The organism is Methanohalophilus profundi (assembly GCF_004137855.1).
Taxonomy (GTDB): domain Archaea; phylum Halobacteriota; class Methanosarcinia; order Methanosarcinales; family Methanosarcinaceae; genus Methanohalophilus; species Methanohalophilus profundi.
Genome location: NZ_QBKB01000002.1, coordinates 1,676,675 through 1,697,836, shown reverse-complemented (window position 1 = coordinate 1,697,836; position 21,162 = coordinate 1,676,675). Strand labels below are relative to the sequence as shown.

Annotated in this window: 26 protein-coding genes and 1 pseudogene; 9 read left to right on the top strand and 18 right to left on the bottom strand. The window is 43.0% G+C overall.

Annotation, left to right across the window (positions count from 1 at the left end; translation table 11 throughout):
* Nucleotides 1-3: 3 nt before the first annotated feature.
* Nucleotides 4-1,017, bottom strand: a complete 1,014-nt coding sequence (gene rpl3p / locus C9889_RS09155) for a 50S ribosomal protein L3 (RefSeq protein WP_129599006.1) — start codon at nucleotides 1,015-1,017, stop codon at nucleotides 4-6.
* A 405-nt stretch (nucleotides 1,018-1,422) separates the two neighbouring features.
* Between rpl3p and C9889_RS10575 the strand changes: the two genes are divergently transcribed.
* The 3 genes from C9889_RS10575 to C9889_RS10565 are packed head-to-tail and all read left to right on the top strand — an operon-like array spanning nucleotide 1,423 to nucleotide 2,446.
* Nucleotides 1,423-1,611 (top strand): hypothetical protein, encoded by a 189-nt coding sequence (locus C9889_RS10575; RefSeq protein ID WP_225420060.1) that lies wholly within the window; start codon nucleotides 1,423-1,425, stop codon nucleotides 1,609-1,611.
* Nucleotides 1,590-2,126, top strand: coding sequence for a hypothetical protein (locus C9889_RS10570; RefSeq protein ID WP_225420059.1), 537 nt, complete (start codon nucleotides 1,590-1,592; stop codon nucleotides 2,124-2,126). The genes C9889_RS10575 and C9889_RS10570 overlap by 22 nt, the downstream gene beginning before the upstream one ends.
* Before the next feature lie 53 nt (nucleotides 2,127-2,179).
* Entirely contained in the window at nucleotides 2,180-2,446 is a 267-nt protein-coding gene (locus C9889_RS10565) for a hypothetical protein (protein ID WP_225420058.1), read from the top strand.
* Here the strand turns inward: C9889_RS10565 and C9889_RS09145 are convergent.
* The 14 genes from C9889_RS09145 to C9889_RS09090 form a co-directional block, all read right to left on the bottom strand.
* A complete protein-coding gene (locus C9889_RS09145) occupies nucleotides 2,443-2,814 on the bottom strand; it encodes a response regulator transcription factor (protein ID WP_129599003.1) in 372 nt (123 codons plus the stop codon). The two genes, C9889_RS10565 and C9889_RS09145, sit on opposite strands and share 4 nt — an antisense overlap.
* Nucleotides 2,815-2,848: 34 nt before the next feature.
* Nucleotides 2,849-3,382: an Hsp20/alpha crystallin family protein gene (locus C9889_RS09140; RefSeq protein ID WP_129599000.1), complete on the bottom strand. Its 534-nt coding sequence runs from the start codon at nucleotides 3,380-3,382 to the stop codon at nucleotides 2,849-2,851.
* Nucleotides 3,383-3,456: 74 nt separating this feature from the next.
* Nucleotides 3,457-3,672 (bottom strand): hypothetical protein, encoded by a 216-nt coding sequence (locus C9889_RS09135; protein ID WP_129598997.1) that lies wholly within the window; start codon nucleotides 3,670-3,672, stop codon nucleotides 3,457-3,459.
* A 73-nt stretch (nucleotides 3,673-3,745) separates the two neighbouring features.
* The gene (locus C9889_RS09130) at nucleotides 3,746-4,525 is read right to left on the bottom strand and encodes a helix-turn-helix transcriptional regulator (protein WP_129598995.1); all 780 of its coding nucleotides are present in this window, start codon (nucleotides 4,523-4,525) and stop codon (nucleotides 3,746-3,748) included.
* Nucleotides 4,526-4,549: 24 nt separating this feature from the next.
* The gene (locus tag C9889_RS09125; protein ID WP_129598992.1) at nucleotides 4,550-5,437 is read right to left on the bottom strand and encodes an HD domain-containing protein; all 888 of its coding nucleotides are present in this window, start codon (nucleotides 5,435-5,437) and stop codon (nucleotides 4,550-4,552) included.
* Between the two features lie 39 nt (nucleotides 5,438-5,476).
* On the bottom strand, nucleotides 5,477-5,767 hold the full coding sequence (locus C9889_RS10560; protein ID WP_225420057.1) for a hypothetical protein: 291 nt from the start codon (nucleotides 5,765-5,767) through the stop codon (nucleotides 5,477-5,479).
* On the bottom strand, nucleotides 5,733-6,614 hold the full coding sequence (locus tag C9889_RS09120; protein WP_225420056.1) for an adenosylcobinamide amidohydrolase: 882 nt from the start codon (nucleotides 6,612-6,614) through the stop codon (nucleotides 5,733-5,735). Before C9889_RS09120 ends, C9889_RS10560 begins: the two co-directional genes overlap by 35 nt.
* Before the next feature lie 113 nt (nucleotides 6,615-6,727).
* A complete protein-coding gene (gene pyrF / locus C9889_RS09115; RefSeq protein ID WP_129598989.1) occupies nucleotides 6,728-7,375 on the bottom strand; it encodes an orotidine-5'-phosphate decarboxylase in 648 nt (215 codons plus the stop codon).
* Between the two features lie 28 nt (nucleotides 7,376-7,403).
* Nucleotides 7,404-9,344, bottom strand: coding sequence for an acetate--CoA ligase (gene acs, locus C9889_RS09110; protein WP_129598986.1), 1,941 nt, complete (start codon nucleotides 9,342-9,344; stop codon nucleotides 7,404-7,406).
* Nucleotides 9,345-9,423: 79 nt separating this feature from the next.
* Nucleotides 9,424-10,410 (bottom strand): radical SAM protein, encoded by a 987-nt coding sequence (locus tag C9889_RS09105; protein WP_129598983.1) that lies wholly within the window; start codon nucleotides 10,408-10,410, stop codon nucleotides 9,424-9,426.
* Between the two features lie 32 nt (nucleotides 10,411-10,442).
* Entirely contained in the window at nucleotides 10,443-10,796 is a 354-nt protein-coding gene (locus C9889_RS09100) for a DUF5320 domain-containing protein (RefSeq protein ID WP_129598980.1), read from the bottom strand.
* Nucleotides 10,797-10,846: 50 nt separating this feature from the next.
* On the bottom strand, nucleotides 10,847-11,062 hold the full coding sequence (locus tag C9889_RS10555; RefSeq protein ID WP_225420055.1) for a hypothetical protein: 216 nt from the start codon (nucleotides 11,060-11,062) through the stop codon (nucleotides 10,847-10,849).
* Nucleotides 11,063-11,069: 7 nt separating this feature from the next.
* Nucleotides 11,070-11,342 (bottom strand): DUF134 domain-containing protein, encoded by a 273-nt coding sequence (locus tag C9889_RS10550; protein ID WP_225420054.1) that lies wholly within the window; start codon nucleotides 11,340-11,342, stop codon nucleotides 11,070-11,072.
* A 110-nt stretch (nucleotides 11,343-11,452) separates the two neighbouring features.
* On the bottom strand, nucleotides 11,453-11,896 hold the full coding sequence (locus C9889_RS09090) for a hypothetical protein (RefSeq protein WP_129598977.1): 444 nt from the start codon (nucleotides 11,894-11,896) through the stop codon (nucleotides 11,453-11,455).
* A gap of 288 nt (nucleotides 11,897-12,184) precedes the next feature.
* On the opposite strand from C9889_RS09090, the pseudogene C9889_RS09085 reads away from it, so the two are divergent.
* A pseudogene (locus tag C9889_RS09085) lies at nucleotides 12,185-14,202 on the top strand (sodium-translocating pyrophosphatase).
* A gap of 223 nt (nucleotides 14,203-14,425) precedes the next feature.
* Here the strand turns inward: C9889_RS09085 and C9889_RS09080 are convergent.
* Nucleotides 14,426-14,887: a DUF523 domain-containing protein gene (locus C9889_RS09080; RefSeq protein WP_129598974.1), complete on the bottom strand. Its 462-nt coding sequence runs from the start codon at nucleotides 14,885-14,887 to the stop codon at nucleotides 14,426-14,428.
* Nucleotides 14,888-15,002: 115 nt separating this feature from the next.
* Between C9889_RS09080 and C9889_RS09075 the strand changes: the two genes are divergently transcribed.
* On the top strand, nucleotides 15,003-15,911 hold the full coding sequence (locus tag C9889_RS09075; protein WP_129598972.1) for a DUF7847 domain-containing protein: 909 nt from the start codon (nucleotides 15,003-15,005) through the stop codon (nucleotides 15,909-15,911).
* Here C9889_RS09075 and C9889_RS09070 read toward each other — a convergent pair whose 3' ends face one another.
* A complete protein-coding gene (locus C9889_RS09070) occupies nucleotides 15,912-16,829 on the bottom strand; it encodes a TIGR00269 family protein (RefSeq protein WP_129598969.1) in 918 nt (305 codons plus the stop codon).
* Between the two features lie 130 nt (nucleotides 16,830-16,959).
* On the opposite strand from C9889_RS09070, the gene C9889_RS09065 reads away from it, so the two are divergent.
* Nucleotides 16,960-18,276, top strand: a complete 1,317-nt coding sequence (locus tag C9889_RS09065) for a tripartite tricarboxylate transporter permease (protein ID WP_191985832.1) — start codon at nucleotides 16,960-16,962, stop codon at nucleotides 18,274-18,276.
* On the opposite strand, the gene C9889_RS09060 is transcribed toward C9889_RS09065, so the two are convergent.
* Nucleotides 18,273-19,040, bottom strand: coding sequence for an ATP-binding protein (locus C9889_RS09060; protein ID WP_129598962.1), 768 nt, complete (start codon nucleotides 19,038-19,040; stop codon nucleotides 18,273-18,275). The genes C9889_RS09065 and C9889_RS09060 overlap by 4 nt on opposite strands.
* Nucleotides 19,041-19,132: 92 nt before the next feature.
* On the opposite strand from C9889_RS09060, the gene C9889_RS09055 reads away from it, so the two are divergent.
* The 3 genes from C9889_RS09055 to aroC all read left to right on the top strand — a co-directional run bounded on the left by C9889_RS09055 (nucleotide 19,133) and on the right by aroC (nucleotide 21,151).
* Nucleotides 19,133-19,810, top strand: coding sequence for a cation diffusion facilitator family transporter (locus C9889_RS09055; protein WP_318531571.1), 678 nt, complete (start codon nucleotides 19,133-19,135; stop codon nucleotides 19,808-19,810).
* Nucleotides 19,811-19,818: 8 nt separating this feature from the next.
* Complete coding sequence (locus tag C9889_RS11335) at nucleotides 19,819-19,935, top strand: cation transporter dimerization domain-containing protein (RefSeq protein WP_318531570.1); 117 nt, start codon at nucleotides 19,819-19,821, stop codon at nucleotides 19,933-19,935.
* 115 nt (nucleotides 19,936-20,050) lie between these two features.
* Nucleotides 20,051-21,151 carry a chorismate synthase gene (aroC, locus tag C9889_RS09050; RefSeq protein ID WP_129598960.1) on the top strand — a complete coding sequence of 367 codons (1,101 nt, stop codon included), beginning with the start codon at nucleotides 20,051-20,053 and terminating at the stop codon, nucleotides 21,149-21,151.
* The last annotated feature ends 11 nt before the right edge of the window (nucleotides 21,152-21,162 follow it).

The window sequence follows — 21,162 nt, the reverse complement described above, 5'->3', positions numbered from 1 at the left end:
ATCTCACCCCTGCCTGGACTGTGTGTTTATATGCATAAGATGGGGCTCTCCCACAGCGGATGTCTTTGGCCTTGTTGGTTCCCTGAGCCTGATAAGCCTCTTGGAAGGACCGGGGACAGTACCCTTTACAAGGATATAATCTCCGCCGACAAGACCGTAGTTCACAAAGCCTCCTGCAGGATTTACTTCATCAACATCAGAAGACACTTTCAGGATACGCTTATTATACTCGGTACGCTGATGGTAACCGGCCTGGCCCATTTGTGGAACTCTCCAGCTTACATGTGGTGGATTCCATGGCCCAAGAGTACCTACCTGACGCAAACTGCTCTGGCGAGAGTGTTTGTTCTTTGCCAGCTGGATACCCCATCTTTTCACAGGCCCTTCAGTACCGTAGCCTCTTGTGATAGCGGCCACATCGATGATATTGCCTTCCGAGAAGATATCAGAGATTCCAACCTTGCTTCCAAGTATGTACTTTGCATACTCAAACTTGGCTTTTACATCAAAACCGCTAATTGCAGTTTCCATAATATCCGCTTTCTTCTTTGGAATCCCATTTACTGAAGACGGGATTGTATATGTGATCACACGAATCTCGGAAACTTTCCCTTCTTCCACAATGGAAGCCATATTTTCAAGTGATTTTTCCGTATCGTAATCTTTGGGAGTCTTTACCCTGCGTCCAATGGCGCCATCCAGATTTGCTGACCATGCCTCTGAAATTGTTTTTTCTCCATAAGGAGTGTCCTTATAGGCGCGTATTGCTGCAACACCGATCTGCGGTGTTTCGATAACAGTAACAGGTACGGCAATCTCAGCGCCTTCAGTCAAACTGTTTTTGGCATCATCAATCATAATTACATGGGTCATTCCGACCTTGTAACCTGCAAATCCCTGCAATTTTGGCTCACCTTCAGCCTCAGGCCATGACCTGAACCTCGGGATGTGGCTCTTTGCTCTTTTGCGTGGACTGAACGCTAGAGAACCTCGCCTTGGTCTGTGTATTGTTGGCACTTGTATTCTCCTTGAATTTTTTTTATGTTCAATCGCTTACGCAGGTTGAATTAACAAAAAAGTGTGTTGGGCTACCTATCAAGGTTTGAGCTCAACATGGATATTCTACGTTATGCGGATAGGAGCAGCAATACTGCAACATCATCACAAAAAGATTTACACATCTACCATCCACACATACACAACGCGCATGCATGGGGGCTTTCATTGAATTGGCCCACTGATGGTCTATGTTAAATCCTACATTTCCACACTTTTTGCCTACCTGCGAAGTATGTATCATCTACATACTATATTCTCAGCTTGGGCTGTATGATGTCATATTAGGTATATAAATGCTTTGGACCAAAAACAGTGATACAGGAAACAACACCTTTAAAAGCACCAATAAACCATTGGAATGCAATGAAAAACAAAGACAAATTCACCAAACCGATAAGCTCTGACCATGATGGGTTGCGCTTTGCTACTCCCGAAATTGTAGCAAAGTACAGGGCCAGGAGACTTAAATGTGACGTTCTGGCGGATATAAGTTGTGGTATCGGCGGACAGACCATTTTCTTTGCAAAGGAGTGCAAAAAGTCTATGCCATAGAAATCGACCCTGTAAAGATAGAACATGCCAAAAAGAACTGCCAGTTATATGGAGTAGACAATGTCGAATTTATCTGTGGTGACGCCCTTGACCCCGAAATAATACATAAACTTCCTGAACTCGATGTCGTGTTTTCTGATCCTGCAAGGCCCCCAAAAGAGGAGAGGCGTTTAATTTCCAGCATTACACCATCCATAGAAGATATGATTAATGCTTATTCATCCCGGACTAAAGGATTCGCCTTTGAAGTGCCTCCCCAGTTAACTCCAGAAAGGATTCCCTTTGATTGTGAAATGGAATACCTGTCCCTAAATGGTAAAATCAATCGCCTTATATTATACTTAAACCATCTCAAAAAATGTAATAGGTCTGCAATCACACTGCCTTCCGAAGATTCACTTTGTGGCATCGGGACAGGAGAAATCCCCGAATCAGAAATAATGAAAAAATTTGCATATGAACCTGAACCATCTGTTGTGAAGGCAGATCTTCTGCCCGAACTTGCAGAAAAATGAGCAAGGGAGATAATAAGACATATTTGTTCCGAATTGATTCGAAAAGGGCATTAATGACATCTGATGAAAAATTTAAGTCCCCCTTGCTTAAAAATCAGTATGTTGTGCTGGCAGAGACAAAGGTATCTGTTGAAGATATCAATAGTAAACTTAAAGAATTAAATGCCAAAAATGCATTGATAAGAGGAAAAATTGACCCTGACGATTACTGGAATTTCCGTAATCGCATAGAAGACGGATTAAATGGCGATAAAGCAATTCATCTCTATATTACTGACAATTCTGCGATTATCTGCCAGCCACTTGTTGAAAAAGATTAATCCAGAAGGTTACAAACACATTCTACGAGTTCATCGTTGTCAAAGGGTTTGGTAATATAATCATCAGCTTTGAGGATATCCAATCCCATCATTTTGTCAAAATCATGATTCCTGGCAGTCAGAAGAACAACTGGCAAATGTTCATACTTTTCTTTAATGCGGTGGAAAACTTCCCACCCATCCATGCCCGGCATCATGACATCAAGAAGGACAAGATCCGGCAGGGATGATTCAAGCATCAAAAGACATTCTTCCCCGCTGGAAGCACACGATGTAGAAATAGCATTCAATTCCAACAAATTTTGAAGAAGGTTACGTAAATGCGCTTCGTCATCCACTACAAGTACTTTCTTCCCAAAACAATTCACCTGGTGCACCACCAAAACAAATTAATTAGAAGGGTTAATTAATTTTAATATCCACTTTCCCGGCTTCTTCCCTTACAGAAAATATTACCTCAAGAACACCATTATGGAAAGTTGCTTTTGCACTATTAGGATCTACTTTTAGAGGCATTTCGAGAGTTTCGGAATATGTATAATATTTATTGGAAGCATTGATCTCCAGGTACTGGTCTGTTGCACAGACAGAAATATCATCTCTGGACATACCTGAAATTTCTGCGGTAACATACACTTCCCCGTCTATTTCAAGAACGTCTATCAGAGGCTTTTTCTCATCTATGGATATGGGACCATCTAAAGGATCAATTTCTTCTTCAAAATCATTATAATCAGATGGGATATTGCCAAATTCCCTGATTTCAGGATCCTCATTAGCACGCTGTGTAATAGAAAAACCATAAATGAAAGGCTCATCAGAGAATTCTTCTATACCTACTCCGAATCTCTGCATCATCTGTTCGATCATATCAGTAATATCACTGAAAGAATCATCACTACCAGACGGATTGTTTCCTTTCTTTTTATCTGCCATATTGACCCGTTCCATAAATAATAAATACTTGTCACTTAGAGATATTTGGCCATAAAGCCGCACATGAGCAAGGATTATTTACCCTTGCGTTTATCGGCAGAAAGTAAATCAGATTCATAGTATAATTCAGAAGAGTGTCGGGACAAACCATAATCCCTATTGCATTTCACCTCATCATCCATCTTATGGGACAGAGAAGAAAGGTCTTCGTGCAACTTTTTTGTTTTTTCTACCATATTCCTGAATTCTGCAATATCGAGGGTTTTTGGCATCGAATCACCACTCTTCAAGCTTAAAGTCCACCGTTATCATATAAATACTATTTCGTTTCATGTATTAATAATGAACGCAGGACAATAGTAATCATTTCTTCTTTTGTGACTCAAGACAACAGTATTCGAACAGGTCATGCCCCCACTTTATCGCTTCTTCACTGGTACTGATAAGTTTATTGTGATCATATATTCCCTTCTCGTTAAGGAGGGACAACAGGAAAAACCCGTCCGCACAGACTATACTAACTACCGGCAAATCGCCCTCGTGGATATATATATTGGTGTTATCCATTCCAAAAAAAACCTCTGCTTTTTCTCCATAATCTTCAACAATACGTTCATAGACATCATTGGTGAAGATCAGGTTTATCTCCACGCCTTTTCTAGCCAATTCCAAAAAATGCCTGACATAATAAGGATGGAAATAAGAAGTGATGGCTATAACATGGCGACTTACAAGCAAATGGTCTATTAATTCCTGAGGCGGATCAAAGAGAGAATTGACATCCGGTTCAATGACCTTTGAATCGCCCAGATCACCCAGCCTTTCCATAAATTGCATTGGAAGAGCGGAAATATCCCTGGAAAACCAGTATTCAGGATTCTTTTCAAGTGTCCTGGTCAGTTTGAAAACCGGCATTATTTTCTGCACCACAATGCTACCAAAAATAGACAATTCATATTCATCATCTTTCTGTAAAATGATATTATTGTCTTTAAGAAGCTTTATCTGAGGGAGCACACCGGTTGATGTGACATCAAGAGCCTTTTTGATAGCAGCCATATTCCGGGGGCCATCTTTTAGGTAGACAAGCAAGTTTTTCCGTTTTTCCGAGCGACATACAAGCTCGACTATAGATACACCCATATTCGTACCACAAAATAAAAAAAATCAGCCATCAATAAAAAACTGCTCGACACATATTTTCAATTGTTTATACATTGGGCTATCGATAATACTATGGGGTTGGGATTCAAAAGACCTTAGCAATCGGCCATAATACCATTTATGAGATTCTTTACCTACTGTAAAATGATTCCATATTATGTTTCCGTGAATATTTTCTTCATCCATCATATCCCTTATGCTGGCAAGTTTGTCTGCACAGAACAGGAGTTTGACATCCCTTCCAACATCTTCAAGTGCCTTCAGGCAGGCTTCATTGCGCTCCTTCCACATATTTTCATCAACAGATAACAGGGATGGATCATCTGTTTGGTCCAGTTCATCTACTGCCCTTACAAAATTTACAACCGTCTCACCAAACTTATTCTCCACTTCAACCATATCTATTTTAGACTCTTTTTTGATCGAATGCAGCAGACCTGCAATTACAACTATATCAGGAGCACTGTTCTTTAAGAGGATGGATGCAACGTCCATTGGATGAGATATATAGGGCGTCCTGGAACATCGTCTTGCTGTATCCCCGTGTGCATTATAGGCAAACTCGAAAGCTTCAGGAACTGATAGAACGAAATGTCCCGCTCGAGAGGAGGTTTCGTATTTCTCTTCCAGCTCCAGCAAATGAATCCGGAAGTTAGCTTTTCTGAGGTGTTCGTGGATGATGAGTTTTCCATTTTCATGAATCAATACTGACTGATAAGGCTCACTTTTCCATATACGCCTGGAAGGCACATCAGACCACTCAGCCATGTAGAAAAAGCGATCCGGCAATTCAGGAAGTTCGTCTCCTATTTCTGCACTATGAACTATGACACCTGTTGGCTTTTTCTTAGAATCAGTACAATAAGTGGCTATATAATTTCTCAGATTCATGGTAAACACCGTTTTTATATTAATATTATAGTAAAGGAATTAAACATTTCTTTTTACAATCCAGGAAGTAACTCTTACCCAGTTCTCAATTATTGATTCTTTCGGATCCAGCAAATAATCGTAAGGGACATCCATACTCAAATTCAAAACGTTGTCCAGTTGACGCATCTGGGAAAAAGCTACTTTCTTTGCACTGTTTTCAGGGATCAGGCCCCATCTCACTTCATCGACAAGATGGAGAATAGAAGAAATCAATGCAACCATAGCAGGTTTACGTGAAATATTCCTGAGATTGTCATAAAATGGACCTTTTTTTGTTATCTCCCTCAAGGGATGTAGAAACTTTCCAGAAATACTTTTCATCAACCCCAAACCTGTCAAGCCTTACGAGCATATCCCGCTGGGAAACAGCGGATATACCTGATTGCTGATCCAGGGCTTTTAAAAGGACCTGGTTTATACATTTGCATATCAGCTCACCAAGTTTGGAATGAGGACCTGCATCAGTCAATTGCAGAGAGGCAGAATCATTGGATACGATTGCCATCATATCAGTCCCGGTTCCGGTAGCCAATTCTTCAGAAAAACGACTTGGAATCATTAATTGATGCAGAACTGCTGATTTGGCTTCAGTGGCAGTCATCCAGGCCCTGGTAAGAGCATATGACGGTAAATTTGCATCTATTAGAAGAATCATATTTATTGTCCCGCCAAGAGATTGCCATTTATCATTTTCCTGATAATAGGAAGCAGGGTCTCCAGGACTGCATGCATTTACTTCTAGGCCCGCGGTTGCAATTGCTGTTACTTCAAGGCCACGGAAAGAGTGCGTGACAAAAGCAACATTCTCCATACTTGCAGCAGTTAGCAATGCAGCTGCATTTGATGCAGAATAGCCGAGTTGCTCCACTACATGGGTGAGATAACCTTCAACACTTCCTTCCTCCAGCTCATCTTCACTTCCGACATGCCTTCCTATTCGCTGATTGATAAGGACATTGATATCATCACGGATACCACCATTGAGCCAGGAATTGGAAATTATTCTCCTGCCTTTTGGCAGTGTAACTATAACGGAATCTGTGCCTGACCTGAAAACTTTTTCACCGGCAGATGTTTCAAGAAGAGGTTCACAATCCCCATCCCTACAATTTACGGTCAACTCATTTTTGGTCATGCACCTTCTCCTGAATATAAATCAACACCGAACCCGAATGTAAAAAGTAAAAGCCTCAGAACTCATAGGGCTCATCACTATCTCAGAAGAGTATATCATCACTGGCTTTTTCCTTAGATACCAATCCCGGTAACAAGTTCCATGGCTGTTTCTTTGGGGTTTTCTGAATTATAAATACTTCGACCCACAATAATCCAGTTCGCACCTGCTGCAATCACATCAGAGGCTTTACCTCCCTGTGCACCTACACCAGGGGATATAATAGAAAGACCATCACCTATTATAGAACGCAGGTGCTTCACCCTTTCTGGCCGGGTAGCCGGTGCGACAATACCTGTAGCACCGAATTCATAGGCCATTGAAGCAATCTCATCGGCTATCGGCTGGAAATACTTCGCACCACCGGGATGGCTCATTTCAGAGACTACATAAATATCCCCATCATAACATCGGGCCACACCTATACAGGCTTTCAGGCTATCCTCACCTGTAAAACCATGCACGATTACACCGCTGGCGCCTGCCTTGAATACCTGCTCGCAGATAAGTTCATCCGTATATGGAATGTCGGCAACCTTAAAGTCAGCAATGACGGGAGCATAATCGGCAAGTCGGGATAGTACACTTAAACCTTCAGAGAGCACCAGAGGATAGCCCACCTTTATGGCATCCACACATTCAGCAACTTCGCCGGCAATCTCGACGGCGCAATCCATACGCGTAACATCCATTGCAACTATAAGGCCGGTATTCCTTTCCATGAACATTAAACCTCTAGCAGTTTGAATGTTAATCTGATAGATGAACTTTTCTTTTGAGTTCTTCAACCACTTCAGGATTATGCAGAGTGGTCACATCTCCGGGATCAGTATTATTTGTTATTGCGCGCAGGACCCGGCGCATAATCTTTCCACTACGGGTCTTTGGCAGATCCTCTGCAAAAACTATCGCAGCAGGACGGGCTATCGGCCCAATCTCATCTACAACATGACCCTTAAGTTGCTCTTTCAGCTCATCACTAACAGTAACATCGGCTTCAAGCACAACATAGCCAACTATTACTTCCCCCTTAATTTCATCCTCTTTCCCCTCAACAGCAGCTTCTGCTACGTCCGGATGGGATACAAGAGAACTTTCAATTTCCATGGTACCCAGTCTGTGACCGGAGACCTTGATCACATCATCAAGTCTTCCAAGTACCCAGACATAACCATCCCTATCAATACGGGCACCATCCCCTGACATATAGATATCATTGCCCCATTTACTCCAGTAAGTTTCAATGAAGCGTTCCTCATCCCCGTGAATGGTCCGGATCATGCTGGGCCAGGGTTTTTCAATTGCAAGATAGCCACCATGCCCTTCCGGAACCACATTGCCTTCTTCATCGAGAATGGACACCTTGATTCCCGGGAACGAGCGGACAGCACTGCCGGGTTTCATCGGAGTAATGCCTGGCAGGGGTGTGATCATTATCATACCTGTTTCTGTCTGCCACCACGTATCAACTATAGGACAGCGCTTGCCTCCGATATTCTCATAATACCACAACCAGGCCCGGGGGTTGATAGGTTCCCCGACACTACCCAACAAACGAAGGGAAGATAGGTCATGTTTTAGAGGCAGATGTTCGCCCCATTTCATAAATGTCCTGATAGCGGTAGGTGCCGTATAGAATATTGTAACACCATGTTTTTCAATAATGTCCCAGAACCGCCCTTTTTCGGGATAATCGGGAGCTCCTTCGTACAGTAACACTGTTGCGCCGTTGAGAAGGGGACCATATGCAATATAGGAATGACCGGTAATCCATCCCACATCTGCCGTACACCAGTAAATATCATCATCCTTCAGATCAAATACCCAGCTGGCAGTAATGCAGGTACCCACAAGATAACCGCCTGTACTGTGAACCACACCCTTGGGTTTCCCTGTGGTTCCACTGGTATACATGAGGAAAAGCGTATCTTCAGAATCCATATGTTCCGCAGGACACTGGTAATCAACCTGTTTTTCAAGATCATGCCACCACACATCCCGCCCCTCAATGAAATTTACCGGGGTTGCAGTGTGATTTACTACAAGGACATGTTCCACACCCTCTGTTTTTTCCAGTCCCAGATCGGTTTTTTCTTTCTGGCCTATTAATTTGCCTTTATGGTAGTAACCATCACATGTAATGACAAATTTGCTGCCTGCATTTTCAATGCGCTGAGCAAGTGCCTCATGGGAAAAGCCGGCAAATACCACACTGTGAGGGGCACCAATCCTTGCACAGGCAAGCATCGCAATCACAGCTTCGGGGATCATCGGCAGGTATATTGTAACAATATCCCCCTTCTGGACTCCCAATTCTTTCAATGCGTTGGCAAAGCGGCAGGTGGAATAAAATAGTTCATTGTAAGTGTAGGTGCGGGTATTTTCCATCTCCCCTTCCCATATAATGGCTGGTTTATCCCCTTTGGCAGAAAGATGCCTGTCCAGGCAATTATATGATGCATTGACCTTACCATTCAGAAACCAATTGCTGTGAGGAGGATTCCATTCAAGTACCTGATCCCATTTTTCAAACCAGTCAATATATTCCGCAAGACTGCCCCAGAATCCTTCAAGGTCCTCATCTGCTTTCCGGTAGATGTCCGGGTCATTCATATTGGCCCGGGCCTTGAAATCTTCAGATGGTTCAAAAACACGTTCTTCTGCAAGTGATGATTCTATTGTTTCTTTCATAGGTTATGCCATCCCCTAAAATTACACGAATCTATAATGATTATTCATGTATATATTTAGTGGTCGCAGGAAAGAATAATCATAAAACTCTATAATACCAGCTTTTGTCTTCCCGGACCAACTCAATCTTTCCCCCATATTCCATATTCTCAAGAACAGGAATAAGGGTTTCCCTATTAAGACCAAGTGAAGCAATCACCTGCTCGGCAGTACAGGGGCGACGCAGGATTAGGTCATAAACTTCTTCTTCAATATTCTCATGTTTGATAGTGGAGCGCCCCTTCCTGATACCACGCAGTACCAAACGCACCTTCCTCCTGCCAAGCCTGCTGTCAAAATAACTGGCAATTTCCTTCAATCTTATTTCATCGACAGCCTTTAAGGAAGATTCAGCAGGCGGACGGGTAATTGTAAGCACTTCAACTTCATCCGGATTGATATATTCCAGAATGTCAGCAAGACGAGAGATTTCAGAATCCGATGTGTTGTATCCAAATTTATCACTGTCAACAAGCATGACCTCAATGGAAAGCCTGCAAGTGCCCATATGGGAAAGAGATGCAAGGCCTTCTATAATATCATCCAGCAGGATACCGCAAGCAGGCCTGTTTATATTTTCAAAGGTCTTATCGTAACCTGAAACCAGGGTAGCAACAACAAGGTCGGCCTTTGCAAGATTTTGGCGTACATCATCCCTGCCCGTAAGAGAAGAATTGGTTATCACACATATGGGTACAGAAGATATCTGCCGGATACCATCGATCATTTTTCCCAGTGCAGGATTAAGTGTCGGTTCGCATGTCCCCGAGAAGGTAATGTAGTCAATATCTTCGATATTACGATGATAATGTTTTATCCCTTCAACAATTTCAGCAGATGAGACACATCCAACAACATCCTCTACAGATTGAATCTTGTTTGCAACAGAACCCAGCTGACAGTAAATACAATCAAAATTACAGTTTTTCCGACTGGAAGAATTGCTTATGACATCTATCCCCAATGATCTGCCCAACCTTCGTGAAAGGATTGGCCCATAAATTAACCTTGATTTGCGTTTAGTCATCTAAAATCCCATCAAAAATTAAAAAGGGACCATTAATCCTCAGATAATGCTCCTGTTTCTGTAAGTTGTTCTTTCAATTGTTCTATGCGCTGACAAATCCATTCCTTGTCTTTCTCAAGACTTTCAAGTTCTTTTTTTACAGATGCAAATTTTAAAGATGGACTTGTTCTTGATTCATACACGGGTTGTGTGAGAGGTCTTCGAGAATAATTTCCCATACCTCTGCCTCGCGAAAAACCACCAAACCTCTGGAATCTTCCTCTGGCAGAGTTATGAACAAATAAACTATTCTGCCATCCGGCCACTTCATTTCCACTGCAGTAACCTGCACCTCTTCCTGTCATAGGCCCCATTCCCCTGGGACCGGTTCTATCTCCACCTGGCATATTAATACAACCTCCTTTGTCTGTTCCTACATTGTTTTCAGTCTATAAATTCAACCACGCACCATCTGGGAACCGCATTCAGGACATTTGGCCTGACTGCAGGGTACACCCGGCTGGTGTGGTTCAAGATGTCCACATGAAGGACACCTGCAATTCTGCGGAGCTGCAGCTCCTCGGCCCGGGCGATTTCCACCACCTCTACGACCCTGTCCTCTGGCCCCTATCGGACCATTTCCATCTGGACCTGTGCCATCTCCTCCAGGCATATTGAGTTCACCTCCTTCTAAAAAGATACTTTTCCATTGACCAGTGCATCCGCAACTTTTCAAGACCCCTGCGCAGGGTTCTTTGAAATGTAGACTGATGGACTCCCATTTTCTGTGCAGCCTCTCCCTGAGACATATTTTCCAAAATATTCAATCTCATGGATTCCAGTTCATCTACACCGACATCAACAACAGGTATACTTTCATTCGTATCATCGGGACTGAAACGCCGACACCTGTGACGGAAGCCTACCATTCTCTTTTTTCTGGGACGCACCATAATAGTGCATTATAATGCATAACTATATAAATCTAACTGCATGGACCGGGTGGATGCGAAACGCAATTAAAACACGAAATCAAAATTAAACATAATTAATTACTGCGAAGTCATTGTTTTTCATAAAACAGATTTGGGATCGAATCTACACTTCCCATAGCTTTTGAAGGGCCTGCGGGATAAATAACTACAAGAGAACCAACTTGTCTGCCAAGTTTCTTCTCATCATGAAGATAGAAATTTTCACTTTCCCGGGATACATTCTTAAGTAAAAATCTGGAATGACTCCTTCCAAGTTCTAAAACCTTAAATTCTTCGAAATCATAGAAAAAGCCTTCAAATTCAGGTTTAAGATGACGACTACCTAATGCAAAAACATACATATCCCCAAAAAAATCCAGATCGTAGAATAGATCAACTGTGGCATCAGTACCTGAAAATCGAACCTGCATAGTTGAAATATGTATATAATCCCCGCCATCCTCAGCCGCAAGTGCCCCTGATACAGAGCACGAAAGCAGCAAAATTACGAGTATAAGCCCTGAAATCCTCATTGGCATAGGATAATACGCTATGATTAATATGTCTATTCATATCTGTGGTGCATATAAAAGGTAAAACATTAATACTAACAAAAATATGTTAGGGCAAATCGAACATGGCACACATCAATCTAAAAATTTTGAGACGTTAATTTCTTATTAGGTGTGTTCTATTTCAACCTGCCTTTGTGGCACCACTAAAAATTAATAATTATAGGGAAAGGGCAGCTGGAACTTCCATCTGTCTGATAACCCATCATAGCATTATCATAAAAATCAAACAAATTTAGGAGAACAATAATGCAGGATATAATATACCTCGCCCCTCTGGCAGGTATCGTGAGCCTGATATTTGCTGCATTTTTCGCAACCCGTATCCTCAAGGAGGGAACAGGTAACGAAAGAATGCAGGAAATTGCCACCGCGATACAGGAAGGGGCCATGGCATATCTGAACCGTCAATATAAAACAGTGGCTATAGTTGCTGTAATATTGGCTTTTCTGATATATGTATTGCTGGAAGAAAACAGTGGAAAAATTGCTATCGGATTCATAGTAGGAGCTATAAGTTCCGCTGCTGCAGGATATATTGGAATGAATGTATCTGTAAGAGCAAATGTCAGGACAACAAACGCCGCATCCAGGGGACTACATGAAGCCATGCAGGTCGCTGTCCGCGGAGGAGCAGTAACAGGGCTTGCCGTCGTAGGACTGGCCCTTCTGGGTACCAGTATATTCTACATATTATTCGGCAATGTCGATCAAGTAGTAGGATTTGCATTTGGTGCAAGTCTCATCAGTCTGTTCGCCAGAGTTGGTGGCGGTATATACACCAAAGCCGCTGATGTGGGAGCAGATCTCGTAGGAAAAATTGAAGCGGGAATCCCCGAAGATGATCCCCGAAATGCCGGTGTAATTGCTGACAACGTCGGTGATAATGTTGGTGACTGTGCGGGCATGGGCGCAGATCTTTTCGAGACCTATGTAGTAACGGTCCTTGCAGCAATGCTGCTTGGTGCACAGGTACTGGAGTCCTATCCCAATGCAATCATCTATCCACTGATTCTCGTGCCGTGGCAATCTTTGCCTCCATTATCTCCATCTTCTTTGTGCGTGTCGGAAGCGACAACAAGATTATGAAAGCCCTTTACAAGGGAGTTGCTGTATCTGCATTATTGTGTCTTGTTGCCTTCTATTTCGTGACAGACATACTCATTGGAAATATCAACATTTATTATGCATCCCTGGTAGGTGTTGCTATTATGGTGTTGATGGTTGTTTTCACCGAATATTATACTTCAACGAGTTACAGACCTGTTAAGAAAGTAGCAGAGGCTTCTGAGACCGGTGCCGGTACAAATGTAATTTCAGGACTTGCAATGGGCTTTGAGAGTACTGCCCTTCCTGTTGTAATTATCGTAATCGGAATTCTGGCCGCATTCTTCGTTGCAGGTGGAGCTGTAAATCCTGCAATGGGGTTATATGGTATTGCAATTGCCGCAGCAGCAATGCTCTCTACCACAGGAATGATCATTACCCTGGATTCTTACGGACCAATAACAGATAATGCCGGTGGAATAGCCGAGATGGCGGGTCTACCCGCCGAAGTGCGTGAGATAACAGATGCCCTGGATGCTGTAGGTAACACCACCAAAGCCGTAACAAAAGGATACGCTATCGCATCCGCTGCACTGGGTGCACTGGCCCTTTTTGCCGATTACAGGCACAAAGTAAACATTGAAACAGGCGGACTCAGTCTTGACAATCCTATCGTACTTGTCGGATTGTTTATCGGTGCCCTCCTGCCATTCATCTTCAGTGCTGTCACAATGCAGGCAGTCGGAAAAGCTGCTTTTGGCATCATCAATGAAGTCAGGCGCCAGTTCAGGGAGATTCCCGGTATCATGGAAGGTACAACCAAACCCGAGTATGGAAAATGTGTGGATATCGTAACAGCCGCTGCAATCCGCGAAATGGTAATTCCAGGCATTCTTGCAATCGCAACTCCTTTACTTGTAGGCTATATTCTCGGACCACTTGCCCTGGGAGGACTACTTGTAGGAATTATCGTATCAGGACTTCTCCTTGCCCTTACAATGAACAATGGCGGAGGAGCATGGGATAATGCCAAGAAACATATCGAGGATGGATATCACGGCGGAAAAGGTTCCGAAGCTCACAAAGCAGCAGTTGTCGGAGATACTGTCGGAGATCCTTTCAAAGACACCGCAGGACCCGCACTGAACTCCCTTATTAAGGTAGTCAACATGATTGCGATCCTGTTCTCCTCCCTGTTTATCGGGGCAGGAATATTCTGAAGGTCTCTTGACCTTCATTTTCTCTTTTTTTTGATAAAATAAAACAGTATAAGCTATTCTACACTTATTTGTTATAAAGATAATAGAGATTGCCCTATTGAGAATTACTAATGGGGAAAAGCTGACGGGTTTTAAGGGGGTTTAATATTTGGGGAGTGGGGGTTTTAGGAAAAGAAAGACAACCCGTCAGCAACCCTCGTGATGGGTGCATATTATATATAAATTACGGTTTGTGACACTCCTGCATACTATAGCATACCCCACGCCTGACCAGTTCCATTTCGATTTCTTCAAAAAAAACACCCCTGCCAGCAACATGTTCATGTGTGAAGTTTGAGACCCTGCCCGCGGGACCACCCACTGTTGTGAGATCTGCAGCACAGGAGGGACTTTTTCCTACACCCACAAATTCAATGGAAAAACCCCTGCGATAAAATTCCTCTATCATATCTGCAAAAGGGGCGAATAATTGTCTGCAGAATTTCCTGTATGCTGAATGAATTAACTGGTCCCTGGTAATTTCCCGGCGACTTGAACCAAAATATATCAGTTCCGGGCAGGGAAGCTGGATTACATTATTTTTCCCGGGAGAAAACTTTCCGGGTTTTTTAATTCCCCTAAGGCGCGACTCAGGGTTGAGAAGACAGTGGGAAACTACCATGATTTTATCATTTTCGGCATCCATTGAATCACCTGCATGAGAATCTTTATACAATAAGAAGACTTATGGAAATGCAGTTATATCCATAGGGAAACTTCCATATAACTATCACGATATGGTAATCGGGAGATAAGATTTAATGGAAAATATAAATACGGTTTTGAGAAAGGGTTTTCAGACCTGGACACACAATCTCAATATTTGCATCCCATTCTTCTTAAACATATTTGCAGGAATGTTTGCAATGTTTGTTATGTTTATGATTGCAGTCATAATATTTGTTATGCCTGCAATGCAGGACATTACAACAGACCCTGCAAATATCAATCCTGAAACGGCATTTGAGGTTCTCACAGCCGCCTTTTATGAAAATATGGGATTGTTCATACTCCTGTTTATCGTAGCATTCGTTGTATCCACCCTGATAAGTTCCTATTTTTACGGCGGAGCCATAGGAATGGCAAAAAAAGCTCTTCAAGACGGGTCCACCAGCATCAATGAGATGTTCAAATCAGGAAAAAAGAACCTTATCAACCTCTTCCTCACCAGGTTCATAGTAATGCTGATTATCCTCGCAGGAATAATCTTCGTGGTACCTGGAATACTGGCAATTGGAGACCTGAGCATATTGATGCAAAACCCTGAAGAAGCACTCTCGGGAACATTAATCCTTGTTTTTGGGATATTTGTCTGGATATTCTATGCAATCGTAGTCAAATTGATCTTTACTTTTGCAGAATATGCACTGGTTGTTGGTGGACTGGAACCCCTGGAAGCCCTGGAAGAAGGTTTCTCATTTTTCATGAACAATAAACTTGATACAGTTATCCTCTGGCTGGTTCTGATTGGCCTGTCAATACTCACCGGAGTAGCCGGGGAAGTCCTCAGTTCCATCGAAATACTCAGTACATTCTGGTCATTTGCCGATTTTGTCCTGTCCTTTGCAGTAATTCAGCCCCTGACAGTACTGTGGTGGACAAGGATGTATTTAAGCGGTAAAAGCACACAATTTTATGATATTGATGACTATCTGAAATTTCAGCGTTGATCAGGTCTTGCCAAGAAGCCGGCAGGCCTGACAAACATCAGCAGTACAGGCCTGTCCGCAAATTGTGCACTTTTTAATTTCCGCCTGAGGGAATTCTTTTGCAAGTATTCCCACCATTTTATCAAAACCCTTCTGTAGTGAATATTTCGTACCAGGATGCTTTTGCTCAAAATCATCAAGCATCAGTCTTACTTCGTTACGCAAGGCCTCGTGTTTGTAAGGACACAGGCTTATATCTACAGGAATATCATTGACCTTTGCATACAATTCCACTTCATTTTCAGGTATCTTGCGTAAGGGTTTGGCACGCAGGACCAGCCCTTCGAGTTCTCTTGGTGGAGAAAGACGTACCATCCGCTCCACATCACCTCCCAGATGATTCATCATTATAGTCTGGGCTTCATCATCAAGATTATGGCCTGTCACAAGTCGTTTTGCCCCGATATCAAGAGCTATCCTGTTAACCAGAGATTTGCGCAGCACACCGCAATAACTGCACGCACCATGTACCCTTTCCTTTGCTGCCAGTTCATCAAGTGAGATATCGTATTCATCAGCAAAACTATGGATAAGATGCTTTACACCAATCTCAGACGTCAGTTTTTTGGCATAGCCTATTGAGCGTTCCCTGTAAACAGAAATACCTTCATCAACCGTAATTGCAACCAGTTCCAGATCCCTGCGTTTGCCAAAAATCTTGTTCAAAATATACAGGGCCACACAGCTATCCTTACCACCACTCAAGGCAACTGCAATCTTTTCGTTTTTACCTATATTGTAATTCTTGCGAATCGTAAGCTTGACCTTGCGTTCTACATCTTCTGTAAAATGTTTTTTGCACAGGTGCATACCGGAATATGGCTGGTAAATGATAGCTTCATGATTGCATTTCATACACCTGGTTTTTTCTTCGGTCATGTGACCACATTCAATTTGATCTCGTATAAATACTTACGTCAGACATTGAATACAAATAAAAATCGCAAACGAATAATATATTATCATAAACAAAAATATAAATATTGTTATGAATGAATAACGGGCAATCATGACAGTTGAAATATCCCTGATACTGTTGTCAATCCTTGCAGGATTTCTGCTGGGTATTGTTTCCGGCCTTATCCCGGGCATACATACAAACAATTTCGCCCTGATACTGGTAGGATTGAGCCCCATTCTTTTGAATCTGGGAATCGAACCTCTTTATGTAGCAATAATTGTATTATCCAACTCCATATCTCACACTTTCCACGACATAATACCTGCCATTTTTCTGGGCGCACCTAACGATGACATGGCCCTTGCAGTCCTGCCCGGCCACAGGTTGCTCCTGGATGGATATGGGGCTGAAGCTGTCAGACTTTCTGCCCTGGGAAGTGCAGGTTCTGTTGCCTTTGCCCTGATAATGGCATATCCCCTGGTATTTTTCTTCACAAATTCCTATGATACTATACAGGAAAATATGGCCTGGATACTCATAGCCATATCAGCCATACTTATACTGACCGAGAAAGGAGAACATGTAACAGGACAGGGATCACTTGCCTCATTTAGATACAAAGGTTATGCTCTTTGTCTCTTTATACTAAGCGGATTGCTGGGATATTTTGCATTTGAGATGGAATACCTGGCAACACCAATCTTTAAGTTTGGTGAAACTTCCGTCCTGTTACCTCTTTTGAGCGGATTATTCGGTGCCTCCCAACTAGCAATCAGCCTGATGTCAGACTCGCACATCCCTTCTGAAAATATATCCCGCATGCAACTTTCAGTAAAGAGAATATTACGTGGCATAATATCCGGCAGTTTTGCTGGCTCAATTGTTGCGTGGCTGCCCGGGATCTCGGCTTCAATTGCCACAGTGGTTGCAAGATTTACTATTCCAAAAGAAATTGACAGGGACGATATTGAAGATGAACTGGAAGATTCAAAAGAATTTATCGTATCCATATCCGGGGTTAATACGGCAAATTCTATTTTTGGCCTTTTTGCCCTGGCAATGATCGGCAAAACAAGAAGCGGTGCTATGGTAGCAGTCAACCGTTTGCTTGATACTGCAACCATTGATAGTCGCTCAATAATTCTTTTCCTGACAGCAATAGTTGCAGCAGCCCTGCTATCCTACCTATCTACCATAGCCATTGGAAACAATGTCCATCATGTCCTGAAGAAAATAGAATACAGGAAACTATGTTTTGCTGTCATAGCCGGACTTACTATAATGGTAGCCCTTTTCACGGGGATTTTCGGAATACTGCTCTTTTTGACAGCCACTACAATAGGCATGCTCCCCCCTTTCATGAAAGTCAGGAGGAGCCATCTGATGGGAGTGATTTTGCTGCCTGTGATCCTTTACTTCATTTAATCATCATGAAAGGATGTAATCATATCCACCATATTATCCCTGACATTTTTGATAGAATCCAATGCATCCCCACCCAGATCAATGGGCGACATGCCCTGCAGGTCGGCTTCTATAAAGTCCGGGGAAAAAGGAATCTCGCCAAGTACCGGGATTCCGATATCCTCCAGCACAGCGGACATGTCAGCTTCATTGCTCTTGTTAATAACCGCAGCAATATGCCTGATGCCTATCTCGTCAGAAAGTTTATTTATACGTGATGCGGTTTCAATGGAACGTCTGCCCGGCTCCACAACAATCAGCATTAAATCAATGCCTTTTGTGGTTCCCCTGCCCAGATGTTCTATGCCGGCTTCCATATCCATTATGACAGCACTGCTGTCCTTGAGCACCACATGTCGCAGCAGGGCGCGCAAAAATGCTGACGCAGGACACATACAGCCACTTCCGCCACGTTCCACCGTACCCATGACGAGCATTTTCACATTATCCGGGCCCACTGCCCCGAATCTTTCAACTACATCATCCACTTTAGGATTGTATTTGAACATGCCTCCTGTCTGCCCCGCACGCTCCTCGATCATTTCCCTGTATTCGGTCAATGGTTTAGGAGGAGTGGTTATACCCAGTGAGGAAGCCAGGTTCATATCCGGATCCGCATCTATTGCCAGTACATCATATCCATCCCTGGCAAGCAAACGTGCAATCGTACCTGAAATTGTGGTTTTTCCCACACCGCCTTTGCCTGTAATCGCAACTTTGAACATCTTATAGTCACCCTGTTAACGAAATAACGGAAAGTCAATATACTTCTTCATTAAAGTAGTATCTAAATATAACAAACAGGATTTAAATTATTATGATGGATTCCCCTACAGATAAATACCGGTTAATAAGATCGATACTTGTTAAGATACTTGTACTTAACCTGATAGTATCCTTTGCCAAAATTGGGTATGGTGGTTTTACTAACACCTTAAGTATGGAATCCGACGGTTATCATTCCCTTTTTGATGGCATCTCCAACATAATAGGCATTTTCGGAATCCAGATCGCATCAAAACCGCCTGATCGCAGTCATCCCTACGGACACCAAAAATATGAATCTCTGGCTTCGGTTTTTATTGCAGTATTGCTGTTCATAGTAGCGGTGCAAATAATCTCCAAGTCAGTTGATCGTTTTATCTCACCATCTACACCGGAAATCACTTTTTTAAGTTTTGTTGTAATGATACTTACCATTGCGGTCAACCTCTTTGTAACAATATACGAAAAAAGAGAAGGGGATAAACTGAAAAGTGACATCCTGATTGCAGATTCCATGCATACGAGAAGTGACATCTACGTATCCATATCAGTCATCGCAGGCCTGCTTGCTGTAAAAGGTGGATACCCCCTTATCGATCCGATAATAGCTGTCATTATCTCCCTGTTTATAATACGTGCGGCGATCGATATTATAAAAAGCAGCAGCAAAAGCCTATGCGACGAATCAAGACTTGATGAAGATAAAATATGTGACATAGCTTTGAAGTAGACGGCGTCATGGAATGCCACCGGATACGCACAAGAGGGACAAAAGGAGAATATTATATCGACCTGCACATAGAGGTGGATCCAAAAATGCCGGTTGATCAGGCACAGGCATATCCCATCAGGTGAGTGATAAAATCAAGCAGTATATCAAGGGTGTGAAAGATGTGGTTGTACATATGGAACCACATGAAAAGCAGGATTGAAGCAAATTGATAAATAACGGAGTGTGTAACATAATAGCATGGCAGGAAACACGTTTGGCCATTCATTCAGGATAACCACCTGGGGAGAATCCCACGGAAAAGCCCTGGGAGCAGTTGTAGACGGAACTCCTGCGGGATTGACCCTTGATGAAGTAGATATACAGAAGGAACTGGACCGCCGCCGACCGGGCCAGAGTGCTGCTGCAACACCCCGCAAAGAAAAGGACCGTGTAGACATTCTGTCGGGAGTGTTTGAAGGTATCACAACAGGCACCCCAATATCACTGATTGTTTACAATAAGGATGCAAATTCCAGTTCCTATGACAAATTGCGTAATAAACCCAGACCCGGTCATGCGGATTTTACCTATATGGAAAAATACGGCCACAGGGACCACAGGGGAGGAGGACGATCATCGGGCCGTGAGACCATTGGCAGGGTAGCAGCCGGCGCAATTGCAAAAAAATTACTTGGAGCATACGGTATCGAAGTAGTTGCACATGTAATCGAACTCGGAGGAATCCGGGCAGAAAATATTGATCCGGATATCAAAACTGCAATCGAAAAGAATCCTGTACGCTGTGCAGACCCGGCAGCTGCAACAAAAATGCTTGAGATGATAGAGAATATGCGCAACTGCGGGGAAAGCGCCGGAGGAATTGTGGAAATCCTCACCACAGGTGTACCTGCTGGACTGGGTGAGCCGGTATTCAATAAGATCGATGCAGATATTGCGGCTGCAATAATGGGTATCGGTGCAGTCAAGGGAATTGAATTTGGTGCAGGATTCAATGCAGCCCGAATGAAAGGCAGTGAGATGAACGATGCCTTTGAAGTTGACAACGAAACAATAAAACCTCTTACCAACAACGCAGGCGGTGTGCTCGGAGGACTTACCACAGGCATGCCACTGATTTGCCGCTGTGCTGTAAAACCCACACCATCGATCTCATCGCCCCAGCATACGGCAGATGTGGTGACCAAAAAAGAAGAAATTATAGAAATAAAGGGTCGCCATGATCCGACTATCCCGCCGAGAATGGTACCAGTCGCCGAAGCCATGATGGCAATTGTACTGGCCGACCATATGATACAGAGCGGCCGTATAAATCCGGATAGGATACTGCCTGAAAAATGAAAAGAAAAAGA